At 70.6% G+C, this 15,091-nt stretch carries 12 protein-coding genes; 9 read left to right on the plus strand and 3 right to left on the minus strand.

From position 1 onward, the window contains the following. Both D7X12_RS14220 and D7X12_RS14225 read left to right on the plus strand, forming a co-directional pair. A partial coding sequence (locus D7X12_RS14220) for a dipeptide epimerase (RefSeq protein ID WP_147443656.1) occupies window positions 1-1,068 on the plus strand: 1,068 nt, incomplete at its 5' end. Window positions 1,069-1,176: 108 nt separating this feature from the next. Continuing rightward, complete coding sequence (locus tag D7X12_RS14225) at window positions 1,177-1,815, plus strand: response regulator transcription factor (protein WP_120625817.1); 639 nt, start codon at window positions 1,177-1,179, stop codon at window positions 1,813-1,815. A gap of 22 nt (window positions 1,816-1,837) precedes the next feature. On the opposite strand, the gene D7X12_RS14230 is transcribed toward D7X12_RS14225, so the two are convergent. Further along, entirely contained in the window at window positions 1,838-3,118 is a 1,281-nt protein-coding gene (locus tag D7X12_RS14230) for a hypothetical protein (RefSeq protein WP_120625818.1), read from the minus strand. 80 nt (window positions 3,119-3,198) lie between these two features. On the opposite strand from D7X12_RS14230, the gene D7X12_RS14235 reads away from it, so the two are divergent. The 7 genes from D7X12_RS14235 to D7X12_RS14265 all read left to right on the plus strand — a co-directional run bounded on the left by D7X12_RS14235 (window position 3,199) and on the right by D7X12_RS14265 (window position 12,422). After that, the gene (locus tag D7X12_RS14235) at window positions 3,199-4,740 is read left to right on the plus strand and encodes a P-loop NTPase family protein (RefSeq protein WP_120625819.1); all 1,542 of its coding nucleotides are present in this window, start codon (window positions 3,199-3,201) and stop codon (window positions 4,738-4,740) included. Next, window positions 4,737-5,567 carry a hypothetical protein gene (locus D7X12_RS14240; protein ID WP_208719024.1) on the plus strand — a complete coding sequence of 277 codons (831 nt, stop codon included), beginning with the start codon at window positions 4,737-4,739 and terminating at the stop codon, window positions 5,565-5,567. The genes D7X12_RS14235 and D7X12_RS14240 overlap by 4 nt, the downstream gene beginning before the upstream one ends. Then, window positions 5,564-7,243: a hypothetical protein gene (locus tag D7X12_RS14245; protein WP_120625821.1), complete on the plus strand. Its 1,680-nt coding sequence runs from the start codon at window positions 5,564-5,566 to the stop codon at window positions 7,241-7,243. The genes D7X12_RS14240 and D7X12_RS14245 overlap by 4 nt, the downstream gene beginning before the upstream one ends. Next, a complete protein-coding gene (locus tag D7X12_RS14250; RefSeq protein WP_120625822.1) occupies window positions 7,243-7,806 on the plus strand; it encodes a hypothetical protein in 564 nt (187 codons plus the stop codon). The genes D7X12_RS14245 and D7X12_RS14250 overlap by 1 nt, the downstream gene beginning before the upstream one ends. Then, window positions 7,803-9,098 (plus strand): phenylacetate--CoA ligase family protein, encoded by a 1,296-nt coding sequence (locus tag D7X12_RS14255; protein ID WP_120625823.1) that lies wholly within the window; start codon window positions 7,803-7,805, stop codon window positions 9,096-9,098. Before D7X12_RS14250 ends, D7X12_RS14255 begins: the two co-directional genes overlap by 4 nt. 94 nt (window positions 9,099-9,192) lie before the next feature. Beyond that, window positions 9,193-10,209, plus strand: a complete 1,017-nt coding sequence (locus tag D7X12_RS14260; RefSeq protein WP_120625838.1) for an aldo/keto reductase — start codon at window positions 9,193-9,195, stop codon at window positions 10,207-10,209. Between the two features lie 32 nt (window positions 10,210-10,241). After that, entirely contained in the window at window positions 10,242-12,422 is a 2,181-nt protein-coding gene (locus tag D7X12_RS14265) for a sensor histidine kinase (protein ID WP_120625839.1), read from the plus strand. Here the strand turns inward: D7X12_RS14265 and D7X12_RS14270 are convergent. After that, on the minus strand, window positions 12,392-13,186 hold the full coding sequence (locus tag D7X12_RS14270) for a radical SAM protein (RefSeq protein ID WP_120625824.1): 795 nt from the start codon (window positions 13,184-13,186) through the stop codon (window positions 12,392-12,394). The genes D7X12_RS14265 and D7X12_RS14270 overlap by 31 nt on opposite strands. Before the next feature lie 10 nt (window positions 13,187-13,196). Then, window positions 13,197-14,984, minus strand: coding sequence for a 3'-5' exonuclease (locus tag D7X12_RS14275; RefSeq protein ID WP_208719026.1), 1,788 nt, complete (start codon window positions 14,982-14,984; stop codon window positions 13,197-13,199). Window positions 14,985-15,091: the final 107 nt, after the last annotated feature.

The following is a 15,091-nucleotide window of genomic DNA, read 5'->3' on the forward strand; positions in this document are numbered from 1 at the left end:
ACCCACGTCACGCACGCCACCTTCGAACCGCTGCACCTGCCCCTCACGGAGCCCTTCGCCATCGCCACTGGCGCGCAGCACGCGGCGGAGAACGTGCTCGTGCGCCTGACGTTGGCGGACGGCACGGTGGGACTGGGAGAGGCAGCGCCCTTCACTGCCGTCAGTGGTGAGACGCAGGGCAGCACCCTGGCGGCGCTGGAGTCGGTGCGCGGGCGGCTGTTGGGCCGGGACGTCCAGGCGTGGCGGCCGGCGGCGGAGGCGCTGTCGGATGCGCTCGCGCTCGCCCCGTCCGCGCGGTGTGCGGTGGAGATGGCGCTGCTGGACGCGCTGGCGCGGCACCACCGCATCCCGCTGCACGTCTTCTTCGGCGGGGCGGGCACGGCGCTGGACATCGACATGACCGTCACGGCCGGGGACGTGGCGCACGCGGTGACGTCCACGCGGGCCATCCTCGGGCGGGGCATCGACACGTTGAAGGTGAAGGTGGGCGCGTTGGATCCGGACGCGGACGCAGCGCGGCTCGTGGCCATCCACCAGGAGGCGCCCCAGGCGCGCCTCTTCGCGGACGCGAACGGCGGCTATGACGTGGCGGAGGCGCTGGCCTTCCTGAAGGAGCTGGAGCGGGCGGACGTGCCGCTGTCGCTGTTCGAGCAGCCGGTGCCGGCCTCCGACTTCGCGGGGATGGCGGAGGTGACGCGCCGCTCGAAGGTGCCGGTGTGCGCGGACGAGTCGGCGCGCTCGGCGAAGGACGTGCTGCGGCTCATCCGCGAGGGCGCCTGCCACGCCATCAACATCAAGACGATGAAGTGCGGGATGGTGGAGGCGGTGACGATGTGGAACCTCGCGCGCGCCGCGGGGCTGGAGTTGATGGTGGGCGGCATGGTGGAGAGCGTGCTCGCGATGAGCGCGTCCGCGCACCTGGCCGCGGGCCTGGGCGGCTTCACCTACGCGGACCTGGACACGCCGCTGTTCATCGCGAGCCACCCCTTCCAGGGCGGCGCGCACTACGCGGGCGCCCGGCTGACGTTGGACCAGGACGCCCCGGGCCACGGCGTCACGCTGCGCTGACCGCGCTTCACGATTCTTCACAACCGGCGTTCCTGAGAGGGAAGCGAGCCGGTGCCGTCGCCAGGCGGGGTGGCGAACCCGGCGGGCGCGGTTAGGGATGGGGGGCCCATGTTGGATGCGCCCCCTTCATCGCTGCGGCTCGCGCTCGTCGCGGAGGACCCCCTGGCCCGGGGTGCGCTCGCTCGGGCACTCAGCGACCAGTCGGAGGGCTGGACGGTGGTGGCCGCGGGCACGCAGGTGGAGCTGGAGGGGGCGCGAGGTGCTCCGCCCGACGTGGTGCTTTGGGACACGGGCCTGCGGCTGACGGAGGGCGCGGCGCTGGCGCCGGACCTGGGCGCGCCGGTGCTGGCGCTGGTGGCGGACGAGGCGGCGGGCGAGCTGGCGCTGGGCGAAGGTGCGCGAGGCCTGCTGTTCCGCGACGTGGCGCCCGGGATGCTGGTGGCCGCGCTGCACGCGGTGGCGCGGGGGCTGACCGTGTTCGAAACGGGCCTGTCCCACGTCCGGGCGGCGCCCCGGAGCACGGCGCCTTCCGGCGGCGCACCCGGGCCGGACACGCTGACGCCGCGCGAGCGCGAGGTGCTGGGGCTGTTGGCCGAGGGGCTGTCGAACAAGGCCATCGCGGACCGGCTCGCCATCAGCGACCACACGGCCAAGTTCCACGTCAACGCGGTGCTGGCCAAGCTGGGCGTGCAGCGCCGCACGGAGGCCGTGGTGCGCGCGGCCCGGCTGGGGCTGGTGACGCTCTGAGGCGAGGCAGGGCGCCTTCCCGTCAGGGTTCGACGAGCTTGCTCAAGTGCTCCCACTCATGGGCCACGCTCGCCTTCATCCATTCGCGAAAGAGGGACGGCAGCGGCCACCGGGCAATCAGGATCTGGTTGGAGGCGGTACGGATCGCCTCCCCCTGCCGGAGCTCCGAAGCCGCCAGGGCGAGCTGCTCCTCGTCTCCCATCAGCCCGGCCCCCTGCTCCATGAGCCGGAACCCCATCTGGTGCTCCAGCAGCGTGGTCCCGGAAGCGACGCGTCCGCCCAGTGTCCACACCGACCGGCCCAGCCGGATCCGCTCCTCGGCGGAGAGCCGGTCCTTCGTCACGTCGACCCGCTTGAGGAGCCGGTACGGCGCGGCCGTGTGAATCGACATCACGGCGGCCATGAAGGGGCCGGTGCTGGGATGGGTGACCCCCGAGGCCCGCAGCCGTCGCTCCGCGTCCGCATACAGCTGGGACATCGGAGTGCCGGTGTACAGCGGCAGGGAGGCAAGGCGCTCCAGCACCGCCATCTCCTCCTGCGTGAGCGGCGCTTCCAGGGAGGTGTCCACCAACAGCAGCATCAACGGCAGCTCGGACGCGCGCGCTTCGACGGCGGCGAGCGGTGCCAGTCGCTTTCGCAGCACCTGTCGCGCCCGGGCGCGGACCTCCGGCTGCCGGTCTTCGCGGGGCTGGAAGTATTGCAGGGCGGAGAGCATCAGCCTGGGGTCCTGCAACTCCGAGAGGTGGTCCGCGAGCCATCGCTCCTGGTCCTCGGTGCCGTCGTCCGCCAGCATGGCGACGAAGCGATCCTCCGCGGACTGCGTTCGCTCCCAGACCGTGGGAGAGAGGGGCACCACCCGCAGGGTGAGGTTCGTCGCCAGCCCTTGCTTCTCCAGGTCCGGCGCCCCCGCGTCCACCCACGCCCGCCGCATCGCTTCGCCCCACCCGGGTACGGGCGTCCGGCGACGCTCCTCGATGAGCTTCTGGAGGATGTGCGTCTCCGGTTGTCTCGGGGCCACCGCGGCCAGGCGCTCCACGGTCCGGGTCGCGGCCTCCAGGTCCCCCTGTTCCAGCCAGAGGCAGGCCTGAACCACCAGGGCCGCCGGGTTGACGGGGGCATCCTCCAGCACGTCGGCGATCTGCTTCTGCGCACCTGGCAGGTCATCCACCCAGACCCGATCCACGGCCTCGAAGATCCGGGCCTCGGTGCGCGCCTCCGTGTCGAACGGCGACCACGGCAGGGACGCACAGGAGAGCTGCACCGCGAGGGTGGACAGGAACAGGGCACGCCAGAGGGCCTTCATCGCCCCAGCCTACTGGAGGACCGGGCAGCCTCCATCCACTCCCCCACGCCCTCGACCACGGGCTAGAGTCCACCGCCTCCATGGCCAACCAGGATTGGGTCTCGCGCCTGCTCACCGGTCGCGCATCGGCGGACAAGGACAAGGGCCTCAGTGTCCACCTCTCCGAGCGCGACGGCGGCAGCCTCCACGACAAGATGCGGCAGGCGTATTGGTGGATCACCAACAACGCTGTCATCTGCCCCTACTACGACATCGAGTTCGGCGGCGCCGCCTCCCTGAAGAACGGCAGCGGGGACGAGCTGCACCTGCCGGAGGACATGAGCTACAGCTCCTTCGTCCTCATCCCCCTGCTCACCCTCTTCACCTGCCGCCGCGCCCTGCTCGTGGGCGGGCCCGGCCGGGGCAAGACGACCTCCGCCATCCTCATGGCGCTGCTGTCCGGCATGGACCGCGAGGACGTCCACCGGGGCATCCAGCGCGGACACCCGCAGCTGTCCATCGCGGACCTGCTGGGCGCGCCGCTGCCGTCCGACATGCTCAAGGCGGATGACCTGTCCGCCGTGAAGGTCAGCTGGCGCAAGTGGATCAGCCAGCGCGTGAAGATCATCGACGAGTACAACCGCATCCCCACGAAGACCCAGTCCGCCCTGCTGTCACTGCTGGGCGAGGGCTACGCGGAGATGATGGACCAGTACGTCTACACCGGCCGCTCGTCCTGGTTCCTCACCGCCAACGACGACCAGGGCGGCGGCACCTTCCAGGTCATCGAGGCGCTCAAGGACCGCATCGACGTCGTCGTGCGCGCCGTGCCCTTCAACTCCGGCTTCGTGGACACGCTGCTCCAGCGCATCGAGTCCGACAAGTCCCCGGAGGAGCTGCTCCCGAAGGACATCGTCTTCACGCCCGGGGAGCTGGAGAAGGCGTACACGTCCATCCTCGCCGTGGAGGTGCCCAAGGGTGCGCTGGAGCGCGTGGCCTTCTTCCTGGGGCAGTTGGACTTCTGCCGCATGGCGTCCCCGCGCTTCGAGTTCAAGCACAAGGACACGCTCAAGCTCGCCGGGCAGACCGTGGCCAACGTGTGCAACGAGCAGTGCCCGTTGGACAAGAAGGTGCACCTCTGCACGCAGACGGAGAACGGCACCAGCGTGCGCGCGTACCAGACCATCCTCCACTTCGCGAAGGCGCTCGCGTTCTTCCGCGGCCACCGCGCGGTGGAGCTGGAGGACTTCCGGCAGATCATCCCCTGGGTGCTGCACGAGAAGCTCACCCCCAACGCGCGCAGCCCCTTCTTCGAAGGCAAGGGCAACAAGCTGCTGCTCCAGGACCGCGTGGCGTGGATCCGCAACATGTTCGACATGGCCATGGCCCGCTACGGCACGCACGCGCCGCTGCGCCAGAAGGTCGCCGGGCTGCGCGCGGAGCTGGACCTGGGCCTGTCCGGCGTGGACCTGCGCACCACGGAGAAGCGCCTGTCCGCCGTCACCGTGCTGATGAACGAGCTGATGACCCGTCAGGAGCTGTCCGGCCCGGTGTACGAGGACATCATCCACCTGAAGTCCCTCTACAGCCGCTACCGCAACTACGCGACGTGGCTGAAGGAGAATCCGGGCGGTCAGCCATGAGCGCGTACGTCGACACGCTGGAGAAGGAGGCCCGCGCCCGCTTCGTGCGCTGGGACCGCGCGCTGTGGTCGGGCTTCCTCGGCGGCCCCGTGGCCCGCCTGGGCGAAGCACTCGCCGCCTCCGGCACGGACGCGGCCTCCGGCGAGGAGCTGCTGCGCAACTACCTGCGCCTGGGCGCCGAGGGCATCGGCCTGGGCTACCTCTACCCCGCGTCCGCCGGGCGGCAGAACTTCTTCACGCTCGCGTGGTCGGACCTGGTGCCGCGCCTGCTGCCCCAGCTGCCCCGCGAGAAGCGGGCCGCGGCGCTCGCGCGGATGTGGAACCTGAGCGAGAACCTGGAGTCCGCGCCGCCGTGGGTGCAGCGCCTGTTCTGCCGCATGGGCACGGACCTGCGCTCGCTGGACGACATCGAGGGCCACCTGCACGCCGTCGCCAACGAGGCGATGGAGCCGCCCACGCAAGCGCTGGGCGACACCTCCACCGCGCTGTGGGTGGACCTGTCGCAGGAGGACAGCCGCTTCATGCCCGGGGAGCTGCACTTCCTCGCGCCCACCGTGGTGTGCGTGCACGACCGGCACCGCGCCACCGCCGCGGGCGGACGCGACGCGGCCACGCAGGGCGTGTGGCTGGCGAAGAAACCCATGCTCCTGGGCTCCATGGGCTGCAACGAGCGGCTGGAGCCCGCGCACACGCCCGTGAAGGCCATCACCTCGCTGTCCCAGCGCGACCCGCGCGCGGGCGACTGGTACAGCACCCTGCGCAATGAGTGGCGCGCGGTGGCCACGATGCACACGTCGCAGTGGCTGGCGGTCATCCTGCCGTCATGACCCGGCGCGCGGCCTTCACCCCGGCGGAGGTGGAGCGGTGCTGGCGCGACGCGCTGGCGCTGTGGGACGTGCACGTGCACTTAAGCCCGCCCGAACCGCACCAGCCGTTCAAGCCAGGGGCCGACGCGAAGGACGAACCGCTCGCGTACATCGACATGGTGCGCCGGCAGGTGTTCGTCCACTTCGAGCAGCTGGACCGCATGGGCGCGCGCGACAGCCTCACCGCCGTGCTGGCGCATGAAATCGGGCACCACGTCCGCTTCCCGCACACGCTGGGGTGGGACGCGGAGCTGCGCGTGCTGGAGCAGCGGCTCATCCCTGGACTGGGCCAGTCGCTCACCAACCTGTTCTTCGATTTGCAGGTGAACGAGTTCGTGGGGCGCACCCACGCGGAAGCGCTGTGCGAGGTGTACCGGGGCTTCCTGCGCGCGCCCGAGCCGGGCCAGGACAAGGGCGCGGGGACGACGCCGCTCTTCTGCTTCTACCTGGCCCTCTACGAAGAGCTGTGGAGCAAGGAGCCCGGGGACCTGGTGCCCCGGGGCCGCCTGGAGCAGCTGGAGCGGGACTACCCGGGCTTCCGCGCCCAGGCGCGCATGTTCGTGCAGACGTTCTACGCGCTGCCGGACGCGCGCCTGCAGTTCCTCTACTTCTGCGCCGCGTTCATCCGCTACATCGACGTGCCCGGCGAGACGCGCTTCCGCATCCCGCTCGCGGGCGACGTGCCCATCCCGGACGAGGGCGACCTGGACGCGGCGGTGCAGGCCGGCGCCCGGTGGGACGACGCGCTGGAGGAGGCCCGGGAGCAGGGCTGGCTGGACGCGACGCACGACACGAAGGACGCGGAGCCGCTCACCACCATTGGCCGGGTGACGGCGCACCTGCCCGGCAAGGACTCCGGGAAGCTGCGCCGGGCGCTGGTCGCGCGGCACTACCGGCGGCTCGTGGACCGGCACCTGCTCAAGCTGCCCTCCGCGCCGTCGAAGCCGGAGCCGTACCTGCGCACCACGCCGGAGGCCTGGGAGTACGGCGACGACCCGTCCACCATCGACTGGACGCTCACCGTGGTGACGCAGGGACACCTGGCCGCCATCTCTCCGCTGCGGCGCGAGCTGGAAGCGGACCTGCCCCCGCCGTCGGACCTGGGCGTGCCGGCGGTGGAGCTGTATCTGGACACCAGCGGCTCCATGCCCAACCCCGAATACCAGCTCAACGCGATGACGCTCGCGGCGCAGGTGCTGGCCGCGTCCGCGCTGCGCAAGGGCGCCACGGTGCGCGGCATCGTGTACTCGAGCGGCGCGCCCGTGGTGTCCCCGTGGATGTACGACGAGGAGACGGCACGCGACTTCCTGCTGCACTACATCGGCGGGGGGACGTGGTTCCCGGTGGAGGAGCTGGAGGCGTTCGCCAGCGAGCGGCCGGACGTGCTGCGGGTCATCATCTCCGACAGCGACTTCCTGGCGAACATGCAGCAGAAGCAGTCCCTGAAGCGCCTGGCTCGCGCGGTGGCGAACTCGCGCCGGGTGGTGGCCTTCCTCGCGGTGCCGGACGAGGCGGCGGCCCGGAAGGTGCTGGCGCCGGTGCTGACGGACAAGCGCTTCCGGCTCGCGACGGTGCAGTGGATGTCTGACTTCGGTCCCGCCGCGGCGGCGCTGGCCGATGCCCTGTTGGAGAAATGATGGCGGTTTCAATCGCGAAGCTTCGGGAACAACTGGCCGCCTCGCCCATCGTGTCGCCGTACCCGCACGACCTGGCGGTGGCCATCGTCTGCGACACCTTCCGCCACGCCAGCCAGAAGCCGCCCTCGCAGGCCGAGTGGGAGAAGCTGGAGCAGCGCGTGAAGAACCCGCTGTTCCGCGAGCAGGTGGGCATGCTCGCGCACGTGCTGGTGTCGTCGGAGCTGCGGAAGAAGACGGTGCTCTACCTCACCGCGGACCGCACGCCGCTGGCGCGCCTCCAGCAGTTCTTCGAGGAGGTGCAGCCCCTCACCGCGGAGATGGTGCGCTCCAATGCCTTCCGCCAGGAGGAGTTCCTGCGCAAGTGGGTGGCCGCGCTGGGCGCGGACATCGAGGGTGAGACGGCGCAGGAGTCGAAGAGCCGCCTGAAGGCCCTGGACTACCGGCAGGCCGTCACGGACCTGCGCAAGGTGGAGGAGGCGCGCAAGCAGGAGGCGGAGCGGCGCCTGAAGCTGTTGCAGGAGGCCCAGCAGAAGGAGGCGGAAGCCCGGGGCTGGCGCGAGTGACGCTCGGGGTCGCGCCCAGGGCCCGCATCCGCCGCGACACCTGGACCCAGCGGCCGCACCTGCCGTGGGCGCTGGACGTGGCGGCGGGGCTTGGGCGCGGCGCCTCCACGGTGGACGAGGCCGTGGCCCGCGCGGAGCTGGAGGCGCGCCTGGGCGGCGTGCGGGACGCGCTCCAGCGCTCGCCCTACTACCTGCGCGTGCTGCACGAGGCGGGGCTGCACCCGGGCGACCTCCAGCGGCTGGAGGACCTGCGACACTTCCCAGCGTTGGATCGCGCGACGCTCGCGCGCCACTGGGAGGACGTGCCCACGCTGCCCGCCGCGTCCGACGAGTGCGTGGTGGTGAAGAGCTCCGGCACCACCGGCGACCCGGTGAACGTGCTGCGCGACCGGCGCGACTGCCTGCTCATGTGGGCCGTGCTGCGCTTCTTCACCGAGCGCACCGGCACGGTGCCCCCGCCGCGTCCTCGCGTGGTGCTGCTGGACGCGCTGCCAGGCGGGTTGGAGTACTCGGTGCGCCTGCCGCTGTTCCACGACGGGGCCCTGCACCGCGTCTCCGTGCTGCGCGACGACGCGGTGGCGCGGTTGCAGCGCGTGCGGGCCGCCGTCGTCTTCTCCGACCCGGAAGGGCTGCGCTGGCTGCTCGCGCACCCGGAGGTGCCCGCCCCCCGGCTGGTGCTCACCTCCGCGCAGCACCTGCCCCCGGCGCTGCGCGACGCGTGGGTGCACGGGCGGGGGGTGCCGGTCCTCAACTACTACGCCACCACGGAGACGGGGCCGCTCGCGTGGGAGTGCCTGGAGGACGGGGGGCGGGGCCGCTTCCACGTGCTCACCCCGGACGTCTGGCTGGAGCCGGACGGGGACGAGGTGGTGGTGACGCGGCTGCGCCCCAGCGTGCTCCCGCTCTTGCGCTACCGCCCGGGCGACACCGGCAGCGTCCGGCGGGACGCCTGCGTTTGCGGCTTCCAGGGCTGGACGCTGACAGGCTTTGGCGGACGCGGGGCCTGCACCTTCCACACGCCCGGGGGCCGCGCGGTGGATGCGTGGTCACTGGCGTGGGTGTTCAAGCACCATCCACTGCGTGCGTTCCGGCTGACGCAGCTGTCCCCGGAGCACTTCACGCTGGAGTTGGCGGGCGCGCCCCCGGACGGTGTCGCCCCCCTGTGCGAGCGGTTGACGGCGGCCCTGCGCAACCTGGGCTGGGCCGCCCCAGTGGTGGAGGCACGTGAAGGAGAGCTGCCGACGTCCGCCAAGCCGCTCCCCTTTCACAGCAGGCTGCCGCCTCCTGGCTGAACTCTTCCGCCGCCCGGTCGTTTGCCCTGGACTCCCAGGTGCCGCGTGAAGACCCTTGAAGAGGCGTGACGCAGGAAGGACACGGGACGTGGACATGGAGACGCGAAAGCTGGGCAGCAAGGGCCCCACCGTTTCAGCGCTGGGCCTGGGCTGCATGGGCATGTCTGACTTCTACTCGGGGCGCGACGACGCGGAGTCGGAGGCCACGCTGCTCCATGCCCTGGAGCGGGGCATCACCTTCTTCGACACCGCGGATGCCTACGGCCCGGGGCGCAACGAGGAGCTGGTGGGCCGGGTGCTGGGGCCGCACCGCGCGAAGGTCGTGCTCGCCACCAAGTTCGGCCTCGTCCGCGACCCGAACAATCCCCAGGCACGCGGCATCAACGGCAGGCCCGAGTACGTGAAGCAGGCGTGCGAAGCGAGCCTCCGGCGGCTGGGAATGGAGGTCATCGACCTGTACTACCTGCACCGCCTGGATCCGAAGACGCCCATCGAGGACACCGTGGGCGCCATGGCGGACCTGGTGAAGGCGGGCAAGGTGCGCTTCCTGGGGCTGTCGGAGGTCAACGCAGAGACGCTGCGCCGCGCGTGCGCCGTGCACCCCATCACCGCGCTCCAGTCGGAGTACTCGCTGTGGAGCCGCGAGCCCGAGGACGGCGTCCTCCAGGCGTGCCGCGAGCTGGGCGTGGGCTTCGTCCCCTACAGCCCGCTGGGTCGCGGCTTCCTCACCGGTCAATTCAAGCGCTTCGAGGACCTGGCCGAGGATGACTACCGCCGCCACTCGCCCCGCTTCCAGGGGGAGAACTTCCAGCGCAACCTGACGCTGGTGGAGCACATCGAGCGGCTCGCCCGGCGCAAGCAGTGCACGCCCGCGCAGCTCGCACTCGCCTGGGTGCTGTCGCGCGGACAGGACGTGGTGCCCATCCCCGGCACCAAGCGCCGCACGTACCTGGACGACAACCTGGGGGCCCTGGAGGTGAAGCTCACCGCGCAGGACCTGGCGGACATCGAAGCCATCGCGCCCGTCGGGGTGGCTTCCGGAGACCGCTACCCTGCCTCCATGCAGGCCCTGACGCAGTCCCACGGCCCGGTGCGCAAGGAAGCCACCTGAAGGGCCCCTCACGGCTAGGCTTCAATGTGTCCATGACCGCCCCTTCACCGTCCGCATCCCGGGGCGCCCGGGCTCCCCGCACGGCCTCGCTCTCCTCGGCTCCCGACAGGGCCTCGGAGGCGTTCGCGCCGGACGGGGGCTCCGTGCTGCTGCGCTATGGGCTGGCGGTGGTGGGCGTGGTGCTGGCCTTCCTCCTCCAGCGGGCCCTCTGGCCGCTCGCCGCCGGCACGCCCTTCCTCCCCTTCTTCGCGGCCGTGATGTTCGCCGGCTGGCGCGGAGGTTGGGGACCGGGGCTCGTGGCCACGGTGCTGTCGATGATCACCGTGGACTACTTCTTCCTGGTGCCCCTCGACGCCTGGTCGCTGACGCCCAGCAGCCTGCTCACGCTGAGCCTCTTCTTCGGGCTGTGCATGTTCGTGACGGTGCTCAACGCGAACCTGCGCCGGGCCAACGTGGAGCGCGCGGAGCTGCTGGCGCGAGAGCGCACGGCGCGCGCCGCCGCCGAGTACGAGCGCTCGCGGCTGCATGAAATCTTCATGCACGCGCCCGCGCACCTGGCCATCTTCCGCGGCCCCGAGCACCGCTTCGAGCTGTCCAACCCCCTCAACACCCAGCTGGTGGGCGACCCGGCCCCGCTGGGCAAGACCGCGCGGGAAGTGGGGCCCAGGGACACGGCCGAGCGCGTGGGGCAGTTGTTGGATCGCGTCTACACGACGGGGGAGCCCTTCCAGACCAAGGAGCTGCCGCTGCGGGTCCACGAGCCGTCTGGCGCCGAGCGGGAGTACTTCTTCGACCTCACGTACATGCCCACGCGCGACCCGCTGGGGAAGGTGGACGGCATCGCCGCCTTCGCCTTCGACGTGACGGACCACGTGCGGGCGAGGGCCCGGGCGGAGCGGCTGACGCGCGAGCTGTCGCACAACGAGGAGCACCTGCGCCTGCTGGCGGGCGCCAGCTCCTTCCTGGCCACGTCGCTGGACTACGAGGCCACGCTGCACAACGTGGTGCGCCTCGTCGTCCCCACGCTGGCGGACTGGTGCATCGTCGACATGGCGATGGAGGACGGCACCTTCCTGCGGATGGAGGTGGCGCACGCGAGGACGGAGTCGGAGGCGCATGCGCAGCAGCTGCGGACACCCGTTCCCGAAGGGCAATGCTACCCAGCGATGGCCGCCGGGACCCTGCTGCTCAAGGGCCAGCCCTTCTTCGTGGAGGACGTCACCGCCGTGGACCTGGAGCAGGTGACCAATGAGCCGCGGCGGATGGAGCTGCTCCAGGCCATGAAGATGCGCTCCCTGGCGATGGTGCCCCTGGTGGCCCGCGAGCGCACGCTGGGCATCATCATCTTCGCCACCAGCCACGCATCCGGCCGGAGCTACACGAAAGCGGACCTGCCCATCCTCCAGGAGATGGCCAACCGCGCCGCGCTGTCCATGGAGAACGCGCGCCTGTACCGCGAGGCGCGCGAGGCGGTGCGCCTGCGTGACGAGTTCCTGTCCATCGCGAGCCACGAGATGAAGACGCCGCTCACGCCGCTGAACCTCAAGCTCCAGTCGCTGCGGCGCGAGATGGAGCGCAACCCCGGCCCCGTGCCGCGCGCGCTGGTGGAGGGCTATCTGGACGTCGGCTCCCGGCAGGTGAAGAAGCTGGCGGAGCTGGTGAACGACCTCCTGGACGTGTCGCGCATCGCGGCCGGGCGGTTGGCCCTGGAGCCCGCACAGGTGGACCTGGCGGAGCTGGTGCGCGACGTGGTGGCCTCCTACGAAGGCCCCGCGGCGCGCTCTGGCTCCGTGCTGCGGCTGGTGGGCACGGACGCCGCGACGCTCGGCTGGTGGGACCGGCCACGGCTGGAGCAGGTGGTGGTGAACCTGGTGGACAACGCCATCAAGTATGGCCAGGGGCGCCCCATCGACATCCGGCTGGAGACGCGGGACGGACGCGCGACGCTGACGGTGGGGGACCAGGGCATCGGCATCGCGGCGGACTCGGTGCCCCGGCTCTTCGGCCGCTTCGAGCGCGCGGTGAGTGACCGGCACTACGGCGGCCTGGGCCTGGGGCTCTACATCACCCGCACGCTGGTGGAGGCCATGGGCGGAACGGTGCGCGTGGAGAGTGTCCTGGGCCAGGGCTCCGTCTTCACCGTGGAGCTGCCGCTGCAAGCGGAAGCGCAGGCCCGTCAGGTTCAGGAAGTGGCGCGAGCGCGGGGCAGCTGAGCGTGGGGTTCCCACGGGCCGCTGGAGCCCAGACAGTGGCGGCAGGTGGCCAGCGGGGTGTCGCGCTCGAGGTAGCCGAGCAGGCGTGAGAGCAGGTCGGGGCTGTCGAGCGGGAGGCCATCGGCTTCGGCGAGCGCGGGCAGGTGGGGGTGCTCGGCGGCGAGGACGGTGGCGACGTGGGGCGGGCGGGTGCAGGTGAAGAAGCGGCCCCGGTAGACGAGGTGGCAGCGCTGCTTGAGCCAGCACTTCGCGAAGACGTCCTGCACGTCGGCGTCGGAGGTGAGGGGCGCGTCCGGGGTGATGCGCTGGAAGGCGTCGATGTGTTTCACGGTGAGGTGGACACCGTGTCGTTCACAGCGTTCGGTGATGCGGGTGATGGAGCGCTCGGGCAGGGGCGCGGAGGTGTAGACGGACAGGGTCATCCGGTCGAGCCGCTCATAGACGGCGTCGGGAGCGCTCTGGGCGAGGAAGCCGTTGGTGGTGATGGACACCTGTTCGGAGATGCCGGACGCGCGCACGGTGTCGAGCACGGCGGGAAGGTCCGGGTGGAGGAAGGGCTCGCCGCCGGTGAGCTTGAAGATGTTGGGCTTGAGCACGCGCGCGAGCTTGCGCAGGTCCTCGCCCAGCGCCGCCGGGGCCACGGCCCACGCGGGGAGGTGCGGCGATAGAGGACAGCACTGCACGCAGCGCAGGTTGCAATGCGTGGTGACGTGCGCCTCCAGGGACCAGGTGAGGACGCGGCTGTCGTGAAGCTCGTAGCGCACGGGGTGGATTCTAGCTCGCGGTGAGGACGAGTTGGTCCATGGCACGGGTCATCGCCACGTAGAGCAGCCGAGCTTCCTCCTTGGCGTCGGGCCGTTCCGGAGAAGGTCGCTTGAGGCGGGGAATCGCGACGACGGGGAACTCCAGCCCCTTGCTGGAGTGGAACGTCAGCACCTTCACGGTGGCCTCGCTTGAACTGAAAGCGGACTGGCCGGAGCCCTTGCCGACCCACTGAAGGGGAATGCCCATCTGGTTCAGGTGATGCACGGCGAGCCGGCCGATATCGGAGCTGCGATAGAGCAGGGCCATCTCGTTCCAGCCGCGACCTTCCGCGTGCAGTTGCTGGAAGCGACCCGCGATGTAGCGCAACTCTTCCTGCAGGCTGGGCAGGGAGATGATCTGGGGAGCGGGACCACGACGACCGGCGGACTGGGGCAGGACGAGTGGAACGCCATCCTCGTCCGCGTCGCTGGGAGTCAGCACCTCCTGAGCGAAGGCGGCGGCGAACTGGAGGATGTCCGCGGTGTTGCGGTAGTTCAGCCGCAGGATGGTGGTGCGTCCCTGGGCCTGGATGCCCACACTCCGGAAGCTGAACTTCTTGTGTGGGTAGATGGCCTGGGCGTCGTCATAGAGCAGCAGGAGCGCATTGGTCGCCGGGTCCACCATCTGCGAGACGAGCTTGAACCACTCAGGCTGGAAGTCGTGCCCTTCGTCGATGAGGACCGCACCGTACTGCTCGCGGGGAATGAGGCCGCGATCCACGGCGGCGATGACCCGCTGGACGAGTTGCTCGGCATATTCACCGGGCGGCAGCCCCTGGGGTGGGAGCCCTGCGTGGTAGTGGCGGAGCTGGGCATGGCACCAGGAGTGGAAGGTCTGGATGACCACCTGCTGCGAAAGTCCGCGAGCCCGCAGCATCTGCTCCAGCCATCCATAGAGCGGCTTGCCGAAACAGAGGACGAGGATGGGGCGATGGAGCATCCTGGCCAGCTGCAGGCAGCGGTAGCCCAGGATCATCGTCTTGCCGGAGCCGGCGACTCCGTGGATGACGCGGTGGCCTTCACCCAGGCTGCGCGCCAGTTGCTCCTGCTGGAGGTCCATGATGCGGATGAGGTCCGGGATCGACAGCTCCAGCTCCGCTTGGACCGGCACGGAGCGGCTGAGCGGCGCGCTGCCAATCCGCAGCTCCGGGAAGATGTGCCAACGGATCCGGTCCAACTGCGGAAGGGATACGGGCTGGGTGGGGACCCAGGGGAACATCTCCCAGAGGCGCTTCTGGAATTGCTCAGGGTCGACGTCCTCCGCCATCTCGTCCCGGCAGATGACCCGGTGGCGTGGCAGCACAGCTTCGAGGCCCCCCGCATCGAACTGCTTGCGGGTGATGTTTGAAAGCACGACCCCATGGCTCCAGGGCAGCACCAGCCGGCCCCGGTACGGACCGCCGGGACACACCAGCATCGGGTCGCGTTGGAGCAGCGTCGCGATCTCCTGGGCGTAGGTACGCGACTGTTCGAAGGGGTTGGCTACGTCCTTGAGGCCCGTTTCCGTCAGCAGGACGGCGTGCGTCTTGTCGAGGCTTCGAAGCGTGTCGTACTTCCAGTCCTTCACCTCGAGGACCAGGAGCCCCCGGCGCGGATGCAGGATGAGGAAGTCCGGGTGATGGCCTGTCCCCCCGATGGGGACGTCGTACCAGAGGAGGTAGTCGTCCTCGAGCTTCTCTTCCAGCCTGCGGGCGAACCGCTTCTCACCGGCCTGCATCCGGCCGAGGCACTGGCTCAGGGAGGGGATCAGCGTCGCCACGGGTGGAGGCTACCCGTCATGGGGAACTAGGGACAACACCCAGCATCTTGGCCCGGGTATCCATCGACCTGTGCCTTCATGGTCCTGCTAGGGTGCCTTGGCGCATG

This window comes from Corallococcus sicarius (genome assembly GCF_003611735.1).
In the GTDB taxonomy this organism is placed as follows: Bacteria; Myxococcota; Myxococcia; order Myxococcales; family Myxococcaceae; genus Corallococcus; species Corallococcus sicarius.